The sequence below is a fragment of the Devosia sp. LjRoot3 genome (assembly GCF_964252865.1).
In the GTDB taxonomy this organism is placed as follows: domain Bacteria; phylum Pseudomonadota; class Alphaproteobacteria; order Rhizobiales; family Devosiaceae; genus Devosia.
In genome coordinates this window covers 111,939-129,956 of sequence record NZ_CAXUPK020000006.1, presented here as the reverse complement: position 1 = coordinate 129,956, position 18,018 = coordinate 111,939, and the positions used below count along the sequence as shown (strand labels likewise).

At 63.1% G+C, this 18,018-nt stretch carries 20 protein-coding genes; 11 read left to right on the top strand and 9 right to left on the bottom strand.

Features of this window, described 5'->3' with window-relative positions; translation table 11 throughout:
- Positions 1 to 3 precede the first annotated feature (3 nt).
- Positions 4 to 738 (top strand): FadR/GntR family transcriptional regulator, encoded by a 735-nt coding sequence (locus tag ACSQ2A_RS20245; RefSeq protein WP_436073693.1) that lies wholly within the window; start codon positions 4 to 6, stop codon positions 736 to 738.
- Positions 739 to 841: 103 nt separating this feature from the next.
- Here ACSQ2A_RS20245 and ACSQ2A_RS20240 read toward each other — a convergent pair whose 3' ends face one another.
- From ACSQ2A_RS20240 to ACSQ2A_RS20230, 3 genes are all read right to left on the bottom strand, one after another.
- The gene (locus tag ACSQ2A_RS20240; protein WP_436073692.1) at positions 842 to 1,780 is read right to left on the bottom strand and encodes a Gfo/Idh/MocA family protein; all 939 of its coding nucleotides are present in this window, start codon (positions 1,778 to 1,780) and stop codon (positions 842 to 844) included.
- A gap of 86 nt (positions 1,781 to 1,866) precedes the next feature.
- Positions 1,867 to 2,226, bottom strand: a complete 360-nt coding sequence (locus tag ACSQ2A_RS20235; RefSeq protein WP_436073691.1) for a VOC family protein — start codon at positions 2,224 to 2,226, stop codon at positions 1,867 to 1,869.
- 137 nt (positions 2,227 to 2,363) lie between these two features.
- Positions 2,364 to 3,623 (bottom strand): glycerate kinase type-2 family protein, encoded by a 1,260-nt coding sequence (locus ACSQ2A_RS20230; protein ID WP_436073690.1) that lies wholly within the window; start codon positions 3,621 to 3,623, stop codon positions 2,364 to 2,366.
- A 120-nt stretch (positions 3,624 to 3,743) separates the two neighbouring features.
- Between ACSQ2A_RS20230 and ACSQ2A_RS20225 the strand changes: the two genes are divergently transcribed.
- The 6 genes from ACSQ2A_RS20225 (at position 3,744) to ACSQ2A_RS20200 (ending at position 6,921) form a co-directional block, all read left to right on the top strand.
- Complete coding sequence (locus ACSQ2A_RS20225) at positions 3,744 to 4,433, top strand: DUF1045 domain-containing protein (RefSeq protein WP_436073689.1); 690 nt, start codon at positions 3,744 to 3,746, stop codon at positions 4,431 to 4,433.
- Positions 4,434 to 4,435: 2 nt separating this feature from the next.
- Complete coding sequence (locus tag ACSQ2A_RS20220) at positions 4,436 to 5,572, top strand: alpha-D-ribose 1-methylphosphonate 5-triphosphate diphosphatase (RefSeq protein ID WP_436073688.1); 1,137 nt, start codon at positions 4,436 to 4,438, stop codon at positions 5,570 to 5,572.
- On the top strand, positions 5,569 to 6,135 hold the full coding sequence (phnN, locus tag ACSQ2A_RS20215; protein ID WP_436073687.1) for a phosphonate metabolism protein/1,5-bisphosphokinase (PRPP-forming) PhnN: 567 nt from the start codon (positions 5,569 to 5,571) through the stop codon (positions 6,133 to 6,135). The genes ACSQ2A_RS20220 and phnN overlap by 4 nt, the downstream gene beginning before the upstream one ends.
- A gap of 55 nt (positions 6,136 to 6,190) precedes the next feature.
- Positions 6,191 to 6,340 (top strand): hypothetical protein, encoded by a 150-nt coding sequence (locus tag ACSQ2A_RS20210; RefSeq protein WP_035079779.1) that lies wholly within the window; start codon positions 6,191 to 6,193, stop codon positions 6,338 to 6,340.
- A complete protein-coding gene (locus ACSQ2A_RS20205) occupies positions 6,327 to 6,524 on the top strand; it encodes a hypothetical protein (protein ID WP_295414016.1) in 198 nt (65 codons plus the stop codon). Before ACSQ2A_RS20210 ends, ACSQ2A_RS20205 begins: the two co-directional genes overlap by 14 nt.
- A 121-nt stretch (positions 6,525 to 6,645) precedes the next feature.
- Positions 6,646 to 6,921, top strand: coding sequence for a hypothetical protein (locus ACSQ2A_RS20200; protein WP_436073686.1), 276 nt, complete (start codon positions 6,646 to 6,648; stop codon positions 6,919 to 6,921).
- Positions 6,922 to 7,134: 213 nt separating this feature from the next.
- Here the strand turns inward: ACSQ2A_RS20200 and ACSQ2A_RS20195 are convergent, their stop codons facing one another.
- Positions 7,135 to 7,350 (bottom strand): hypothetical protein, encoded by a 216-nt coding sequence (locus tag ACSQ2A_RS20195; protein WP_295414020.1) that lies wholly within the window; start codon positions 7,348 to 7,350, stop codon positions 7,135 to 7,137.
- A 225-nt stretch (positions 7,351 to 7,575) separates the two neighbouring features.
- On the opposite strand from ACSQ2A_RS20195, the gene ACSQ2A_RS20190 reads away from it, so the two are divergent.
- Positions 7,576 to 7,761 carry a hypothetical protein gene (locus ACSQ2A_RS20190; protein WP_436073685.1) on the top strand — a complete coding sequence of 62 codons (186 nt, stop codon included), beginning with the start codon at positions 7,576 to 7,578 and terminating at the stop codon, positions 7,759 to 7,761.
- A gap of 126 nt (positions 7,762 to 7,887) precedes the next feature.
- Here the strand turns inward: ACSQ2A_RS20190 and ACSQ2A_RS20185 are convergent, their stop codons facing one another.
- Positions 7,888 to 8,403 carry a hypothetical protein gene (locus tag ACSQ2A_RS20185; RefSeq protein WP_436073684.1) on the bottom strand — a complete coding sequence of 172 codons (516 nt, stop codon included), beginning with the start codon at positions 8,401 to 8,403 and terminating at the stop codon, positions 7,888 to 7,890.
- Between the two features lie 137 nt (positions 8,404 to 8,540).
- Between ACSQ2A_RS20185 and ACSQ2A_RS20180 the strand changes: the two genes are divergently transcribed.
- The 3 genes from ACSQ2A_RS20180 (at position 8,541) to ACSQ2A_RS20170 (ending at position 14,367) form a co-directional block, all read left to right on the top strand.
- Entirely contained in the window at positions 8,541 to 9,305 is a 765-nt protein-coding gene (locus ACSQ2A_RS20180) for an ABC transporter ATP-binding protein (protein ID WP_436073683.1), read from the top strand.
- Positions 9,305 to 11,860, top strand: coding sequence for an ABC transporter permease (locus ACSQ2A_RS20175; protein WP_436073682.1), 2,556 nt, complete (start codon positions 9,305 to 9,307; stop codon positions 11,858 to 11,860). Before ACSQ2A_RS20180 ends, ACSQ2A_RS20175 begins: the two co-directional genes overlap by 1 nt.
- A gap of 197 nt (positions 11,861 to 12,057) precedes the next feature.
- Positions 12,058 to 14,367 carry a Tex family protein gene (locus ACSQ2A_RS20170; protein WP_436073681.1) on the top strand — a complete coding sequence of 770 codons (2,310 nt, stop codon included), beginning with the start codon at positions 12,058 to 12,060 and terminating at the stop codon, positions 14,365 to 14,367.
- A 168-nt stretch (positions 14,368 to 14,535) separates the two neighbouring features.
- On the opposite strand, the gene ACSQ2A_RS20165 is transcribed toward ACSQ2A_RS20170, so the two are convergent.
- From ACSQ2A_RS20165 to ACSQ2A_RS20150, 4 genes are read right to left on the bottom strand one after another with little or no spacing between them, the layout of a single operon-like run.
- Entirely contained in the window at positions 14,536 to 15,474 is a 939-nt protein-coding gene (locus ACSQ2A_RS20165) for an N-acetylglucosamine kinase (RefSeq protein ID WP_436073680.1), read from the bottom strand.
- A complete protein-coding gene (locus tag ACSQ2A_RS20160; protein ID WP_436073679.1) occupies positions 15,471 to 16,142 on the bottom strand; it encodes an N-acetylmannosamine-6-phosphate 2-epimerase in 672 nt (223 codons plus the stop codon). The genes ACSQ2A_RS20165 and ACSQ2A_RS20160 overlap by 4 nt, the downstream gene beginning before the upstream one ends.
- A complete protein-coding gene (locus ACSQ2A_RS20155) occupies positions 16,139 to 17,002 on the bottom strand; it encodes a carbohydrate ABC transporter permease (RefSeq protein WP_436073678.1) in 864 nt (287 codons plus the stop codon). The genes ACSQ2A_RS20160 and ACSQ2A_RS20155 overlap by 4 nt, the downstream gene beginning before the upstream one ends.
- Positions 16,999 to 17,919, bottom strand: coding sequence for a carbohydrate ABC transporter permease (locus ACSQ2A_RS20150; RefSeq protein WP_436073677.1), 921 nt, complete (start codon positions 17,917 to 17,919; stop codon positions 16,999 to 17,001). Before ACSQ2A_RS20150 ends, ACSQ2A_RS20155 begins: the two co-directional genes overlap by 4 nt.
- Positions 17,920 to 18,018: the final 99 nt, after the last annotated feature.

Below are 18,018 nucleotides of genomic sequence, written 5' to 3'. Positions count from 1 at the left end.
ACCATGATCGAAGCTGGCAGCCTTATCCGGTCCCTTTCGGGCCGGCACGCTGCGCGCAATTTCCATAGTTTCGTGATCAACGAAATCGGCCGGGCCATCGTCAGCGGTGAGTTCCCGGTCGGCTCCGTTTTGGCCAGCGATGCCGTCATGATGGAGACCTACGGCGTCTCCCGCACCGTTTTGCGCGAGGCGGTCAAAACCCTCGAAGCCAAGGGCCTCGTCGAAGCCCGCCCAAAGGTCGGCACCCGCGTCTCCCCCAAAAGCCGCTGGAACTTTTTCGACAGCCAGGTCCTCGCCTGGCATTTTCACGCCCCGCCGGACCGGCGTTTTTACGAAAACCTCTTCGAAGTCCGCGCCGCCCTCGAACTGCCCGCCGTCACCGGCGCCGCGCGCCATCGCACCGCCGAACACGTCCGCCTGATGAAATACTGGCTGCATCAGGCCGCCACATCAGGCGACAGCCTCGAACAGTTCGGCTTGGCTTGTTTGGAAGTCCACAGCCTCATCGCCGAAAGCTCGCAGAACACGCTGCTTAGGGGCGTCGTCGGTGTCGTGGAACTTCTGCTGGCGGTGGCCCTGACACGCAACAGCAGCACGGTCAGCACCTATTGCGAGGCGAGCGTCGCAGGGCTGGAAAAAGTCATCCTGGCCATCGAAGCCGGCAATGCCGAAGACGCCCGCAAGCATCTGTCGACGTGTCTGGAACTGGACCACGAGCGGATATTGGAGGGGGTTTAGGCTGGTCTCTGTCCATCCCAACCCACCGTGTCATCCCCGCGAAAGCGGGGATCTCTGTTTCAAAGCCGGGATTCCCGCTTTCGCGGGAATGACGCCGAGCGACTTACCACTCAAACTCCGGCCCATTGATCCGGGCCCCGAGCAAAAACACATCCGACATCAACCGCAGCGGCGCCGCGTCGACATCGCTCTGGTGCCGATCCAGCAGGTCCGCAAACCGGTCGTACATGGCCGAATATTCGAGATCGCCGTGCTCGAGCACCGTCTGGCCATTCACCACCAGCTTCCGCCCGCCATTCTCAAGCTTGATCTCGTTACCCCGCCCCGTCTCAAACCGGATCGTCCAGATTTCGCCTGACTCTTCGAGCCAGTTGAACCCGCAGGAGAGCTTGGGCTTATGCGCCTGGCTCGATTTGAAGACGATATCGGCATCGACCGGCGTCTGCCGATTGGCCGGGAAAGTCAGTTTTGAGCTTTCGACAAAAACCGGGAACGGCATGACCTTGGTAAAGATCGAAAACGCATTGATGCCGGGATCGCAAACGCCGAACCCACCGGGCTCCCACACCCAGTCCTGCCCCGGATGCCATTTCCGCACGCTTTCGCGCCAGTCGATACGCGCCGAGGTAACACCCTCGTCGGCAAGGATCGCCTTGGCCCGGTCGACCGCCGCGTTAAACTGGCTGTGCCAGGTCTGATACAGCACCCGATCAAGCCGCTTGGCGTGGTCGATCAGGTCGTCGAGTTCCGAAATCGTCGTCGTCGGCGGCTTTTCCATCATCACGTCCTTGCCGGCGTCGAGCGCCTCGCGAACGTAGGTGTGGCGAATGCCCGGCGGCGTGCAGATGGAAACAAGACCAACTTCGGGCATGGCCGCATAAAGCTCGCCCGGCGTCTTGAACACCGGCACATTGCCATGGCCCACGCCGCGCGTCGAAACGGTCGCCGCCAGTTCAAAATCACCCGAGGCATCGATCACCGGCAGGTGCTGATCCACAGCGATCTTGCCCACACCGATCACCGCAATCTTGCGCTTGGCCATATCCATCTCCCCGAGCCGGTTTGCGGCACGTTAGAGCAAACCTCTCCCCCGCCTGCCAAGGCCCTTTCGCAACAAAAGTATGATTTTTATTCCGACTGTGGCTCCGGAGGCTCCCACAACTCGATCTGATTGCCTTCGGGATCATGAATTCGGGCAAAGCGACCAGTCTCGGGCGTGTCCCACTCATCCGGCCGCGTCTCGACGGCAATGTCAGCCGCCCGCAACTGCGTCATCATCGCGTCGAGATCGTCGACGCGAAAATTGATCATCCATTGCTTGTCGGGCGGAAAATAGTCGGTCGTGTCCTTGAAGGGGGCAAAGACAGTCAGGCCGCCCTCCTGGGTCCAGAGCTCCGTCACGCCCAGATGCTGCTCATACCAGGCCGCCAACTGGACCTTGTCCCGCGCACGAAAGAAAAAGCCGCCAATACCAAGTGCCTTTGCCATTCTTTTGCTCCTCCTCGGTTCGCCTCACCCCAACAGGCATGCAGTCTGCACCCGGCGTCATTCCCGCGAAAGCGGGAATCCCTGCCCATGTCGAGATCCCCGCTTTCGCGGGGATGACGCGGTGTTGGAAAGGAGCGCTAACGAATAAGAATCGCCCTAAAGTCATTCACATTCGTCCCCGTCGGCCCGGTGACAAACAAATCCCCAATCGCCTCAAACGCCCCATAGGCATCATTGTTCGCAAGCGCTGCCAGCGGATCCACCCCCGCCTCGCGCATCCGCCGCGCCGAGGTGCCGTCGACAAACGCCCCGGCATTGTCCTCGGACCCATCGATCCCGTCCGTGTCCCCCGCCAGCGCAGTCACCCCTTCGACGCCATCAAGCGCAATGGCGAGCGAGAGCAAAAACTCCCCATTCCGCCCCCCGCGCCCTTTTCCGCGCAGGGTCACCGTCGTCTCCCCGCCCGAGAGCAAAACCACCGGCTTTTCAAACGGCTGGTTCCTTTGCGCAATTTCCTTGGCAATGGCCGCATGCACCAGCGCCACATCCCGCGCCTCGCCCTCGATGGAGTCCGACAGCACTGCCGCCGCAATCCCTCTCTTTCGCGCCTCCTCAGCCGCCGCTGTCAGCGACAGGGCCGCCGAAGCAATGGTGACAACCGAATTGCCGACAAACCGCGCATCATCCGCCCGCGGCGCCGGATTTTCATCACTGGCCAAGAGCTTCTTCGCCGCCTCGGGCAGTTCCAGCCGATAGAGCTCGGCAAACTTTCGTGCGTCGGCCCGCGTGCCCGCCAGCGAAATGGTCGGCCCCGAGGCCACCAGCGCCGGATCGTCCCCCGGCACATCCGAAACCACCAGCGTCGCCACCCGCGCCGGCGCCGCCAGCGCCGCCAGCCGCCCACCCTTGATGGTCGAAAACTGATTGCGAATGAGGTTCATCACCCCGATCGGCGCACCCGAAGCCAACAGCGCCCGATTGATCGCCTGCTCGTCCTCCAGCGTCAGCCCCTCGGCCGGCGCCGGCAACAACGCCGAACCGCCGCCCGAAATCAGCGCCACCACGAGATCGTCCGCCGTCAGCCCGCTGACGATCTCCTTGAGCCGCTTTGCCGCCGCAAAACCCGCCGCGTCCGGCACCGGATGCGCCGCCTCGACAATCTCGATCCGCTCGCATTTTTCCCCATAGCCATAGCGGGTGACGACGAGCCCGGTGATCTCGCCCGGCCAGGCCTTTTCAAAAGCCCGCGCCATCTGCGCCGAAGCCTTGCCGGCCCCGATGACAATCGTGCGCCCCTTGGGTTTCTGCGGCAAATGGCGCGAAACGGCCAGCGCCGGCTGGGCGCGCTCCACGGCAAGCTCGAACAGGGTTTGCAGTAGCGCGCGGTCCATGGTCATCCTCCGACCCCCAAAATTCCTCGCCGTCTTTGTGGAGAGTGGCGCCCACCTTGTCCAGCCTTGCCGTCATGTCAAAAGGCAGACACATAGAGGCGCTAGCGGCACGCTTCTGGAGTTTTCATGACCGAACGATTCGCCATCTATTACGCGCCCTCCGCCAATAGTCCGCTCTGGGACCGCGCCGCCGCCTGGCTTGGCCGCGATCCCCTGACCAATCAGCTTTTCGACGGCGCCGTCGCCGGCATCGAGCGCAATCGCCTGCTCAATCTCACCCAGTCGGCCAATCGCTACGCCTTCCACGCCACCATCAAGCCACCCATGGCCCTGGCCGAAGGGGCGAGCATCGAGGAACTGCGCACCGCGCTCGCCGATTTTGCCCGCAAGCAGGCGCCTTTCGTTTTGGGCCATCTGCGCATTGCCTCGCTCGACGGCTTTCTCGCGCTCATCCCGGCCGAGCCCAATGAGGCCCTGCAGGATTTTGCCGCCTATGTGGTGGAGGAATTTGAACCCTTCCGCGCCCCGCTCAGCATCAAGGACCGGGCCTCCCGCGCCGCCCGCGGCCTCTCCCCGCGTCAGGAAGAACTGCTCGATTCCTACGGCTATCCCTATGTCTTCGACGAATTCCGCTTCCACATGACGCTGACCGATCGCCTGCCGGAAGAAGAGCGCGCCGAAATCAGCACCGCCTTGGAATCATGGTTCGCGCCCGACATTGCCGAGCCGGTCCTTTTCGATCGTCTGGTTCTCTTCCACGAGCCCGATAGCGGCCGCCCCTTCCGCCGCCTCGAAGATTACAAGTTGGGAGCTTGACCGTGTCCGAACTCGTTCTCTCCAATGCCCGTGTGGTCCTTGCCGATGACGTCGTCACCGGCAGCGTCCTCGTGCGCGATGGAAAAATCGCTGATATCGACACCAAGAACACCCGAACCGGCGAGGATTTCGGCGGCGATTATCTGATCCCCGGTCTCGTCGAACTCCACACCGATCATCTCGAAAATCACTATCGCCCACGCCCCGGCGTCTTCTGGGATCCGCTGGCCGCGCTTCATGCCCATGACGTGCAGATTTCCGGCTCCGGCATCACCACGGTTTTTGACGCGGTCCGCATCGGTTCCGATGTCGACCTGCCCAGCATGTTCGAGCATTCCAAGAATTTGGTGGATGCCGTCCGTGCCGGTCCCGAACAGGGCTGGCTGCGCGCCGAGCATTTTTTGCACCTGCGCTGCGAATTGCCGAGCCATGACGTGGTCGAACACTTTGAGGCTTTCGCCGACCATCCCCAGACGCGCCTCGCCTCGGTCATGGACCACACGCCCGGCCAGCGCCAGTTCCGTTCGCTCGACGACTACAAGCGCTTTTACGCCAAGCATATGGGCCAGAACGAAGCGCAGATGCTGGCCTATATAGAAGCCCGCCAGGCCGAGCACGACCGCTATTCCGCCCCCAATCGCCAAGCCATCGTCGCTCGCGCCCACGAACTGGGCCTGGCTCTCGCCAGCCACGATGACGCCACCCTGGCGCAGGTCGAAGAAGCCGCTGAAGACGGTGTTTCCATCGCCGAATTCCCAACAACGCTTGAAGCCGCCGCCGCCGCCCACGATGCCGGCCAGGCCGTGCTGATGGGCGCGCCAAACGTTGTCCGCGGCAAATCCCATTCGGGCAACATTTCCGCCAGCGATCTCGTCGCCGCCGGCCTTCTCGATATTCTCAGCTCCGATTACGTGCCCTTCGCCCTGCTGCAGGCCGTCTTCGTCCTGCCCCAGCGTTTGCAGGAGGTCAGCCTTCCGCAGGCCCTCCTCACCGTCACCAAAAATCCGGCCGAAGCCGCCGGTCTTGTGGACCGCGGCGAGATCGCCATTGGCAAAAGGGCCGATCTGGTGCGAGTTTCAGGTGAGACGCGCGTGCCCGCCGTACGCGCCGTCTGGAAAGAGGGGATCAGGGTCAGTTGAGCGATCGTCCGCCCGGAGTGCTGGTTCTGGTCATCGGCCCCTCGGGTGTCGGCAAGGACACGCTGATCACAGGCGCCCGCCAGGCGCTCGATGCCGACAAGCGCTTCAGCTTCGTGCGCCGCCTCGTCACCCGTCCCACCGACCTCGATCTCGAAGATCATCTCTCCATCGAGCCCGACGAATTCGCCGAGGCTCTGGTCAATGGACGCCTGGCGCTTCATTGGGAGGCCCATGGCCTCAACTACGCCTTGCCCATCGGCGTCGATACCGATCTGGCTTTGGGCCGTATTGTCGTCGCCAATGTCTCGCGCCATGTCGTGCCCACGGCGATTGCCAAATATCCCAATTGCCGCGTCGTGATGATCACCGCCGAAATCTCGCTGCGCGCCGAGCGCCTCTCCAAACGCGGTCGCGAAAACCGCGATCAGATCACCGCCCGCCTCGCCCGCGAGGGCGCCGCGCTGCCGGCCGATGTGTCCCCGGTCATGATCGACAATTCGAGCTCCGTCGGCATCGGCGTCACCGCCTTCGTCATGGCCCTTCGTGCCCTCGCCGAAGAGTGAACCCTTTTCCTCCTATCGCGTTGGAAATTGACTATCCAAGCGTCAGGAGTTCTCCATGAGCCGAAACGGACTTTATGCCCTGGTGGCCGTGCTCGCCGTGGCCGTCGTCGCCTTTGCGATCTATACCTATCAGCAGCAGCAATCCCAACCGGGCATTGAAGTGCGGATCGACGAGCAGGGAGTGTCCATCGATGGAAACGGCTAGGGAAACGCATCGCTCGGCCATCGCCGCGGCCATATCTGCCGAATTGCAGCGTCAGGCCAAGGCGGGCGCTCTACGTATCGATGTCGAGGCGCTGGCCGATGCGGTTCTGCGTGCGCTCGATCCCCATCCGCCTCTGGCAGAGGGCCAGCGTCCCGAAGAGCTCAATTCGAGCAATGATGGCTAATTGCTCCGTCAAAATCCGTATGGGGCTCCGCATTTTTGCGCGCGGGGCCGGAAAGACGGTTCCAACCGCCTGGGCCTGATCCTCTTCGCAGCGTCACGGTCAAAACCCAAGCGGTGCGGAAATGCCGGGATATGTGCGCGTCACGCCGGACCAGATTCCGGCGGGCCAGACGGCCCTTCTCCTCTTCGTGCACAACGGAGAGCTTTGCGCAGGCGTTCTGAGGCACAGCCTCGAAGGACGCCTCGAGCGCCTCGTGCCCGACAATCCCTCGCCCTCAGACCTGATCCTCGGCATCTGCCGGATGATGGCCGACATGCCCGTCGATGCCGACCTCTTCGTCGTCCTCGAACCGCTGGCCTATTGGCCGGAGCTTTTCCCGAGCCTGCGGGGACTCTGAAACAGGTTGGCACGATGATCGCCACTCCCACCGGCTGTCACCCCGGCGCAGGCCGGGGCCCATCTTGAGATCTCAGGATAGGCCCCGGCCTGCGCCGGGGTGACAATCGAGTGCGGCTAGGGCAGGGGCCCATCCCCCAAAAAACAGAAATCCCCGCTCACGCGGGGACATCGGGACGAGCAGATATGGTGGCGCGGCCAGGGCCGACCGCGCCTAGATTTCAGCAGAACCCTGCACGGCCTCGCGCACCGCCCGATGGGCAATCTCGACAGAGGCAAAATGCTGGCCATCGACCACGAAGGCCGGCAGCTTCACGGCGAGGAAGCGGAAGCCGCCCTCTGCCGGCACGACGACGCCCTGGGGCTCGCCGCCAACTTCAATCACGGTTGGCCGAAGCGTTTCGGCCTTAGAAAAACTGTTTTCCTGCATGGGTGGAATCTCCACTTGCGCGACGAATGGGAAAACACGGGCGGTGGAACTGTCCACGCCGGTGAGCCATTTCGCTGCGGGTCTTATCGAAACTCTGAGACGGTGGTGTGACTGTCTTCACACCGTGAACGTGATCGGAATCACATTCGTTTCGAGCAGGACCCTTGCCAGCGTTTGGCGTCAGTGCGGCGGGTTACTACGGTCGAACACAGGGCATGGATGGTAATGGTCGGCGATGTAGTCATCGTCATTCCTCTCCTTGCGAGTGTTGACTGTATGAGTGCGCGGCATTTGCGGCGCAGCGATGGCAAGATAGGCGAGCTTTTGCGTTTTCACCAGTGGGGCGTGATGCGCAAAGCGAGAAAAAATCGAAAAACCGTGCTCGACTTTCGTCGTGTGATAAAAACATGACACATTGCATCATGTTTTTATCCTGCAAGAGCCGCATTGCACCGGCGCGCAATTATGCGCTCCGGTCCGATCCCTCGGGATCGATCTGCCGGCCCTCATAACAAAGGGCGGGGCAAAACCTTGTGATCAGCGCGCGAACGGCACGCTGGTGGTGAGGAGTTTCCCCGAATCGTTGAATTCCACCTGGAAATCCACCCGAATCGAATCGCCGACGAGGAAGATGCGCGAGCCGATGGCAACGTCATTGCCGCCGCGATCCTTCTGGCGCTCGACGAGGTCAAAGCCGATCTCATTGCCGCCCTGCTTGCCGACGGCAATGCCCGAAAAGCCGGCATTGGAGGTCATCACGGCTTCATACTGGCCCTTGGCGTCGACATAGGCGATGGTGCCCGAAACCGACAGGTTCATGTTCACCAGCGTGCAGCGGCCGGTATAGTTGATTTTGCCGGAATTTCCGGGGCTTACGGCCAGGCGGCAGCGGAAGGGTTCGGGCTTGTCGCCGCCCTGCAAAATGCTCTCGCCGCGCCAATTGCCGACATAGGAAGCCAGCAGCGCCTGCTCGCCCGGCCCCGCCAGCGCCGGCGCTGCGGCCAGCCCTACCAGCATCATTGCCACGCCAATGGCGCTCTTCCCACCCTTCACCACGTCAAATCCTCTTGGTCATAATTGTCCGCCCCCCGGGCATGACTTCTTTATACTTCATCCAACAATGCCAGTTTAATATGATCGAGCAAAGATGCGGCATTTACACCGCGTAAACCACTACCGCCGGAGGCAGCGTGTCCGCGCCTGAACAGTCCCCGCTTTCCGATGCTCCTGCTAATCCCAAGAAAGCGGCGCGCATGGCCAATAGCCCGATCATCATCGCCAGCAAGGTCGATTATAGCGTCGAAGTCGCCGGCAAGCCGCTCAACATTTTGCGCGGTGTCGATCTGTCGGTGAATCCGGCCGAAGTGGTGGCCATTGTCGGCCCCTCGGGCAGCGGCAAGACCTCGCTCCTGATGCTGCTCGCCGGCCTCGAACGCGCCAGCGCCGGTCGCATCCAGGTCGGCGGCACCGACATCACAAAACTCGACGAAGACGCCATGGCCGTCTTCCGCCGCCAGACCCTCGGCATCGTCTTCCAGAGTTTTCATCTTATTCCCTCGCTGACGGCCCTCGACAATGTCGGCCTCGCGCTCGAAATCGCCCGCCCCGACATGAAGCTCAGCGATGTCCGCAAGGAAGCCGCCGCCGCGCTCGACGCCGTCGGCCTCGGCAAGCGTCTGGATCACCGCCCCTCCGCCCTTTCCGGTGGCGAACAGCAGCGCGTCGGCCTCGCCCGCGCCCTCGTGACAAAACCGCGTCTCCTCTTGGCCGACGAACCCACCGGTAATCTCGACCAGAAGTCGGGCGCCGTGGTGGTGGAACTCATGTTCAACCTCGCCCGCCAGAATGGCACTTCCGTCGTCATGATCACCCATGACGCGCACCTGGCCGAACGCACCGACCGCACCTTCACCATGGAACAGGGTCAGCTGACCGAAACCACGAGCCCCCGTTGATGCGTGCCTTGCTTGCTGCGGCCCGTGTCGGCCTCAAGGAAATGGCCGGCGACTGGGCCCGCTTTTCCCTTCTCATCATCTGCCTCGCCGTCGGCACCGCGCTGATCGCCGGCGTTTCCGCGGTTTCCTCGGCCATCACCCGCGCCGTCGACCAGAACGCTGCCATGCTCATGGGCGGCGATCTCGAATTCACCCGCTCCGACCGGGCGGCGAACGCCAGCGAACTCGCCATCCTCGAACAGGCCGGCACCCTCGCCAGCGTCGTCGAGACCAATCTGGGCGCCGAATCTTTCACTGGCGAAGCCTTTGTCGACCTTGTCGCCGCCGGTCCCGGCTATCCCCTTCTCGGCGGCGTCGGCACCAGCGATAGCGAAGCCATGGTCTCGCCCTTCAACGCCCTTGAAGAGCGCGACGGCATGTTCGGCGCCCTCGTTGATCCCGTCATGCTCGACCAGCTCGGCCTCAAAACCGGCGACACCATCTCCATCGGCGGCACCGATTTCGAAGTCCGCGGCACCCTGACCGGCCTCCCCGATGGCCCCGTCCGCGGTTTCCGCCTCGGCCTCTCGGCGCTGCTGAGCACCGACGGCTTCGCCCATGTCTCCGACCGCACCTCGCCCCTTCCGGGCCTCGGCACCAATTTCCGCTACAAGCTGCTCCTCGCCTCCGGCGATACCGAAGCCGAACGCGAGCGTCTGACCGCCGAACTCGGCGATGCCGGCTGGGAAATCCGCTCCGCCCTTGACGGCCTCGGCCCCATGCTGCGCTATTATGAACTCTTCACCGGCTTCCTGATGGTCGTGGGCCTCGGCTCGCTCCTCATCGGCGGCGTTTCCGTCTGGAGCGTCATGTCCGCCTATATCGGCGAGCGTTCCGGCGTCATCGCCGTGCTCCGCAGCCTCGGCGCCTCGCGCTGGCGCGTTCTGGTCCACTTTCTCGTCCAGGTGCTTGCCCTCGGCCTCGTGGGCGTTGGCATCGGCATTGCCGTGGGCGTCACCATCGGCCTTGTCGTGCTCCCCGCCGTGGGTGAAGCCATCGGCATTCCGCTCGCGAGGGAACTCGATCTCCTCGCCGTTCTCGTCGCCGGCGCCGTCGGCCTCCTCACCGCCTTTGCCTTTTCCTATCTGCCCCTCGTCCAGGCGCAGATGGTGTCCCCGGCCAATCTCTTCCGCTCAAAAGGCCTCGGCGCCCCACGCATCGACTGGCGCAAGTTCTTGGCTTCAGGCGAACTCCTGCCTTTGGCTATCGCCGTGCTGCTGTTCTTCTGGCTGGCCGTGGTCCTCACCAACGACCTCATCCTGGTCCTCGCCTTTGCCGGTTCCGCCATCGGCGCCGCCGTGCTCCTCCAGTTCGGCAGTCGCCTCGCACTTGTCGGCCTTTCCAAACTCCCCGCCGTCCGCTGGCGCCCCCTGCGCCAGTCGCTCCGCGCCATCATCGGCACCACCCGCAATTCCTCGGCCGTCGTCACTGCTGTCGGCCTCGCCATGGTGATCCTCGTCGTCGTCCAGGTCCTCGCCATCAACCTCCGCAACGAGTTCCTCGGCGCCTCGGTCTTCGACGCCCCGACCCTTGTCGCCTCCGATCTCTTCCCCGACGAAATGCAGACCCTCGAAGCCTCGGTCGGCCCCGAACACGGCATTGCCCTGGTCACCGCCACGCCCATGCTGCGCGGCACCGTCGTCAGCATTGCTGGAAAGCCCATCGAGAACCTTGCCGCCAACGGCCCCGAAGCCGCCTTCCTGCTCTCGGGCGAAATCCCCATGACCTATCGCTCGGTCCTGCCGCCTGCTTCCCGCCTCGTCGAAGGCCAGTGGTGGCCCGCCGACTATACCGGCCCCGCCCTCGTCTCCCTGCACCAGAACCTGCGCCAGGGTCTCGGCGCCAAAATCGGCGACGAAATCACCTTCGAAATTTTCGGCGAGACGATCACCGCCACCGTCGGCAATTTCCGCGACTATGCCTGGCAAGGCGGCATCGACTTCCTCGTCGCCTTCTCCCCCGGCGTCCTGGACATGTACCCCTCGACCATCCTTGCCGCCGTCACCGCCGAACCCGGCCGCGAAGAAGAGGTGCAACGCTTCCTCGCCAGCGAATATGTCGACATCAAATTCATCGAGATCGGCGCCACGCTCACCCGCATCACCGAAGCCTTGAGCCAGCTTTCCCTCGCCGTCGCGGCCGTAGGCGGCATCGCCGTCCTCAACGGCCTCCTCATCCTCATCGGCAGCCTCGCCGCCGGTCGCCGCCAGCGCGAATCCGACGCCGTGCTCAACAAGGTGCTTGGTGCCAAACGCAGTGAGATTCTGGTGAGTGCGCTCATCCAGTTCCTCCTCCTCGCCGTCTTCGCCGCCCTGATCGCCATCCCGTCCGGCATCTTTACGGCCTGGCTCCTCACCCAGGTCCTCCTCAACGTCGCCTTCGCCGTCGATCCCGCCACCATCGGCATCGTCGTCGCCGGCCTCGTCGGCATGACCGCCATCCTCGGTGCGACGACGCTCCTCCGCGTCCTCTCCATCCGCCCGGCGCTCTTGCTGCGCGAAATGTCGAGCGTGTAATCCCTCCGCCCTCCATCCTCGGGCTTGACCCGAGGACACTTTACTTAGCGGGCGTGCGGCAAGTACAGAGCCCTCGGGTCAAGCCCGAGGGTGACGGGCCCGGATGCCACCTTTCCACACCCTCTCCCCCTCATGATTGGGTTTTCGCCCAAATCCCCATTATGGTCGCGCCAACTCGAATCCAGACTGGCTGACCCATGGCGCTCCCCACTCCAAACCTTGCCACCCGCATTGCCCAGGAAATCGGCGCCAGGCCCGATCAGGCCAAGGCTGCCATCGAACTCCTAGACGGCGGCGCCACCGTCCCCTTCATCGCCCGCTACCGTAAGGAAGTGACCGGCGGCCTTGATGACACCCAGCTCCGCAACCTCGAAGAGCGCCTCGGCTATCTCCGCGAACTCGACGCCCGCCGCGACGCTATCCTCAAATCCATCACCGAACAGGGCAAGCTGACGCCCGACCTCGCCGCCGCCATCGCTGCCGCGCCCACCAAGGCCGAACTGGAAGACATCTACCTTCCCTTCAAGCCCAAGCGCCGCACCAAGGCCGAAATCGCCAGGGAGCGGGGTCTGGGCCCCCTGGCCGAAGCCATCCTTGGCGATCGACGCCTCGTCCCCGCCGATCTCGCAACCAGCTACTTCAACGATGACATCCCCGACGCAAAAGCCGCCCTCGATGGCGCCCGCGATATCATCGTCGAACAGATGGCCGAAAACGCCGACCTCGTCGGGCGCCTGCGCATCTATATGAAGGATCGCGCCACCCTCCGGGCAAAAGTCATCGACGGAAAGCAGGAAGCCGGCGCAAAATTCTCCGACTATTTTGATCATACCGAGCGCTGGGCCACGGCCCCCAGCCATCGTGCCCTCGCCATGCTGCGCGGCCGCAACGAGGAAGTGCTCTCCGTCGATATCGAAGTCGATGCCGACGACACTGCGCCCGTAAAACCGGCCGTCCGCATGGTGGCTTCGGCCTACCAGATCGGCGGCTCACTTCCTGGCGACAAATGGCTGCTCGAAGTCGCCGGCTGGGCCTGGCGCACCAAGCTCTATGTGCACCTCTCGCTCGATCTGATGCGTGACCTCCGCGAACGCGCCGACGAAGAAGCCATCACCGTATTCGCCCGCAATCTCAAGGACCTGCTGCTCGCCGCCCCCGCCGGCTCCCGCGCCACCATGGGCCTCGATCCCGGCATCCGCACCGGCGTAAAGGTCGCCATTGTCGACGGCACCGGCAAGGTCCTCGCCACCTCAACCGTCTATCCCTTCCCGCCGCGCAACGACGTCACCGGCACCCAGATCGAGCTCGCAAAGCTCATCCGCGCCCACAATGTCGAACTGATCGCCATCGGCAATGGCACCGGCAGCCGTGAGACCGAAAAGCTCGTCGCCGAAATGCTGGCCCACATGCCCGCGCCAAAGCCGCTCAAGGTGATCGTCTCCGAAGCCGGCGCCTCGGTCTATTCGGCCTCCGAATTGGCGGCCGCCGAATTCCCCGGCCTCGACGTGTCCCTTCGTGGCGCCGTCTCCATCGCCCGCCGCCTGCAGGACCCCCTCGCTGAATTGGTCAAGATCGAGCCCAAAAGCATCGGCGTCGGCCAATACCAGCACGACGTCGATCAATACCGTTTGGCAAAATCGCTCGATGGCGTGGTGGAAGACGCGGTGAACGCCGTCGGCGTCGATCTCAACACCGCCTCCGCCCCGCTCCTCGCCCGCGTCTCCGGCCTCGGCGCCTCCATTGCCGAAGCCATCGTCGCCCATCGCGACGCCAATGGCCCCTTCAAGACGCGAAAAGACCTGCTCTCGGTCGCCCGCCTCGGCCAGCGCACGTTTGAGCAGGCCGCGGGGTTCCTGCGCATCCCCAACGGCACCGAACCGCTCGACGCCTCCTCGGTCCACCCCGAAGCCTATGGCGTCGCGCGGAAAATCGTCGCCGCCTGCGGCCGCGACGTCCGTGCCCTCATGGCCGATGGTTCAGCCCTCAAAGCCCTCGACCCGCGCGTCTTCGTCGATGAGCGTTTTGGTCTCCCCACCGTCCGCGACATCATCGGCGAATTGGAAAAGCCCGGCCGCGACCCGCGCCCCGCCTTCAAGACGGCGACCTTTGCCGAGGGTGTTGATGACATCAAGCACCTCAAACCCGGCATGCAGCTTGAAGGAACAGTGACGAACGTTGCCGCCTTCGGCGCCTTCGTCGATATCGGCGTGCACCAGGACGGCCTCGTCCACGTCTCGCAGCTGGCCGACAAGTTCGTCAAAGACCCGCATGAGGTCGTAAAAGCCGGCGACGTCGTGAAAGTGACGGTTGTCGAAGTCGACGTCCCCCGCAAACGCATCGGCCTCACCATGCGCCGCGACGGCGGCACTTCGGCCCGCGAAAGCCGCCCGGAACAAACCCGTCCAGGCAATAGCCGCCCCCAGCAACAGCGCCCGGAACAAAAAACCAAGGGCAATGACCAAGGCGCCTTCGGCGCTCTGCTCAGTGCTGCAATGAAGAAGAAATAGAACTGGGCTCAGCAATCATCGTCATTGCCCGGCTTGTCCGGGCAATCCATCTTGCCAGACTAGCCTCACCCACAGCGTCATTCCCGCGAAAGCGGGAATCCTGAACTTGAAACGGAGATTCCCGCTTTCGCGGGAATGACGCTGTGAGAGTCTAAGTTGCGGTGGCCCTCACGCCAGCCCGCTATTCCCAGCCAGGGCCGCTCGCCATTCCGACGATACATCCGTCTGCATCCGCGCCGCCGCCAGCGCCGCGTCCGCCTCGGGGAAAATCACCTCGTGTCCCGCCAGCGCTTCGACAATCGCCTGACGAATCCCCGGCAGCGCCAAGACGCCACCGACAAACCCGATCGGCCTCTGCCCAACCCGCCCCGTCAGCGCCGAACCCATCAGCGCCAGCTCGCGCCCGGCTGAAGCCAAAATCTCCCGCGCGATCAGATCACCGCGCTCCGCCGCCGCGCCAACCGCCACCGACAGCGTCCCGATCCGCCCACGATCGCCGCCATAGACGAATTCGCGCACCACATGCCATTCGACACTGCCCAGTCGCTTGGCGATCTCGTCCGCCAGCACGGCAACGCCGGCAAACGACCCATCGTGATCGAGCCGCCGAAACAGCGTGTCGAGTGCTTTCAGCGCAATCCAGCTCCCCGACCCCGCATCATCGATGAGAATTCCCCGCCCGCCGACGCGCACATAGGCGTCGCCCGTGCCGATATGGAGCCCGATCGACCCCGTCCCTGCCGAGATCAGATGCCCTTCGCCCGGCTTGAAGATCGAGGCATAGGCCAGCGTCATATCGTCGACGGTGATGCAGCATTCGGCCGCCACGCCGAAAAATTCGACCAGCTGCTCGCGGAGCAATCCGGAAACCCCGGCCCCAAATCCCGTCAGCCCCGTCGTCGCCGATTTCGCCGAAAACCCATGCGCCTTGAGGTCACCGGCAATAGCGCCGAGCGCCGTGCGCAGCCGTTCCTTCTCGACCGGATTGAACAGATGCCCGGTCGCACCCGACGTTTTTCCGCGCGCCAAGACAGCGCCGGAATCGTCACAAGCCACCCAGCGGCTGGCCGTGCCGCCGACATCGACCCCGAGATGCACGGCCGTCATTCCGGCACGCCATCCCTGACGAACATTTTGGTGATTTCGCGCGGATTGGTGATCATCGTGCCCACCACAACGGCATGAGCGCCGGCCCCAAAGCCCCGCTTCACCCATTCAGGCGTATTGTAGCGACCCTCGGCCACCACGGGAACGTTCAGCCGCTGAGCCAGCTTTTCCAGCAAGTCGAGGTCCGGATGCGCCGGCTTGGGCTCGGTATATTCCGTATAGCCCGACAGGGTCGTTGCCACATAGGTCGCGCCCCAATCGGCTGCCGCAACGCCTTCTTCAAACGTGGAAATGTCGGCGAAAACCTCCGCCTTCAGCTCCTCGCGAATGCGCCGCACCAGCACTTCCGGGCTTTCCCCATTGCGCGGCCGCATGGTGCAATCGAGCGCCACGATCTCCGCCCCCGCCTCGACAATCGCCGCCGCAGCGTCGAAGTCCGGCGTGATATAGACCGGGTACTCGTCCGAAAACACCTTGTGAATGCCGATCACCGGCAGGTCCGCGCCCTTCACGGCGCGAATATCAGCCGGCCCATTGGCTCGCAAGCCCTTGGCCCCACCATCGCGCGCCGCCAGCGCGGTGGCGCCCATGAACACAGGGCCATGGAGCGGATTGTCGGCCCGCGCCTGGCAGGAAACGATCAGGCCCTTGGGCAGCGCAAGATTCACTTCACCGCTCCCGAAGTCATGCCGGCAATGAACTGCTTGGACAAGACGATATAGATGAGAATGATCGGTGCGGCCGAGAGGGTCAAGCCCGAGAACAGCACGCCCCAGTCGGTGGTATATTCGCCCATGAACGTCGTCAGACCCTGCGGCAGCGTCTTCAGGTTATCGTTCTGGATGAAAACCAGCGGGAAAAAGAAGTCGTTCCAGATCGGCACCACATTCTGGATGCCGGCAATCACCATGGCCGGGCGCACCAGCGGCAACATGATCGCCCACATGATCCGCGCCTCGCTCGCCCCATCCATGCGCGCCGCGTCTTCCAGCTCATTGGGGAGGCTGCGGATAAAGCCGGTCATGATGAACACGGTCGTTGGTAGGCCCATGGCCGTATAGACGAAGATCAGCGAGAGCTGATTGTTGAGAATGGAAAGGTCCCGCATCAGCATGAACAGCGGAATGATCGCCAGTTTCAGCGGCAGCGTCAGCCCCGCCAAAAAGAACATCAGGATGAAACTGGAGCCGGTAAAGGCATAGCGCCCCAGCGCATAGGCCGCCATGGTCCCAAGCGTCAGGATCAGCACCATCGAGGCGCCGGTCACGACGAACGAGTTCAGCAGGTAGCGCAGAAAGTTCGTCTCGCTCCAGATTTTCACGAAGTTGGCCACCTGCGTGAAGTCGGGAATCCCAAACGGCGACTTGAAGATTTCCGGCGTCGTCTTAAAGGCTGAAAACACCATGATGACGATCGGCGCCAGCATCAGCACCGTATTGGCGATCAGGATGATCTGCAGCATCCCGTCGCGCCCCAAGGTCGCGAACAGGCCCTTGCGGTCATAGTAATTGGTCGCAGCCGCGCTCATAGCTGGATCTCCCGGGCCCGCAGCCGCGTGGTGATGACACCCGCAACGATCGCAATGAAGATGAAGATCAACACAGCCAGTGCCGAGCCCAGCCCAAAGTCCTGCTGCCCGGCCGACACATTGCCAAAGGCCGTGCGATAGAAATAGAGCCCCAGCACGTCGGTCGAGCCAAACGGCGAGCCATCGAGACCACCCATGATATAGGGCAGCTCAAACCAGTTGAACGCGCCGACAAAGAGCAGCGTGAACACGATGGTCGCGCTCGGCGCCACCAGCGGCCACACGATCTTCGTGATTTTCACCCACTCGCTCTCGGTCTCCATGCGCACCGCATCGAGAATTTCGCTCGGGATGCGCTGCATGCCGGCAAGGAAGACGAGCGTCGGAAAACCAACCATATGCCAGGCCTGCGCCACGATAATACTGCCGAGCGCCGTGCCCGATTGCCCGAGCCACGGTTGCGCCAGCCAACCAAGCCCGATCCCCTTTAGCGTGATGTTCACGACGCCAAAGAGCGGGTGGTAAAAGAGCTTGAAGAGATAGGCGACAATGATGGTGGACAGCACTACCGGCAGAAACACCGCAATCCGGTGAAAGCGCGCGCCGGGCAGTTCGCGCCAGAGCGCATAGGCAAGGATGAACCCCAGCCCGTTCTGCAGCACCATCAGCGCGAAAAAGACGATGACATTGTTCTTGAAGGCATTGATCGTCCAGCTCCGATAGGGCTCGACAAACAGCACCGTATAGAAATTTTCGAGGCCGACAAAATCGAGCCGCTTGAGACCCTGCCAATCGAAGAAGGCATAGGCGAAAGCCGAAACAATGGGATAGACGATAAAGAGAGCCACAAAGGCCAGTGGCGGCACGATGAGCGCGGTAATCCAGAGGCCGCGGCCTGTCATCCGAAGTTGGGGCACTTTTAGGGCTCGCTTTTGCGATGGAGCGAGTGGGAATTTACCCCCACCCTTGATCCCTCCCCACGGGGAGGAGGGGGACTCAGGAACCGATATTTAGAA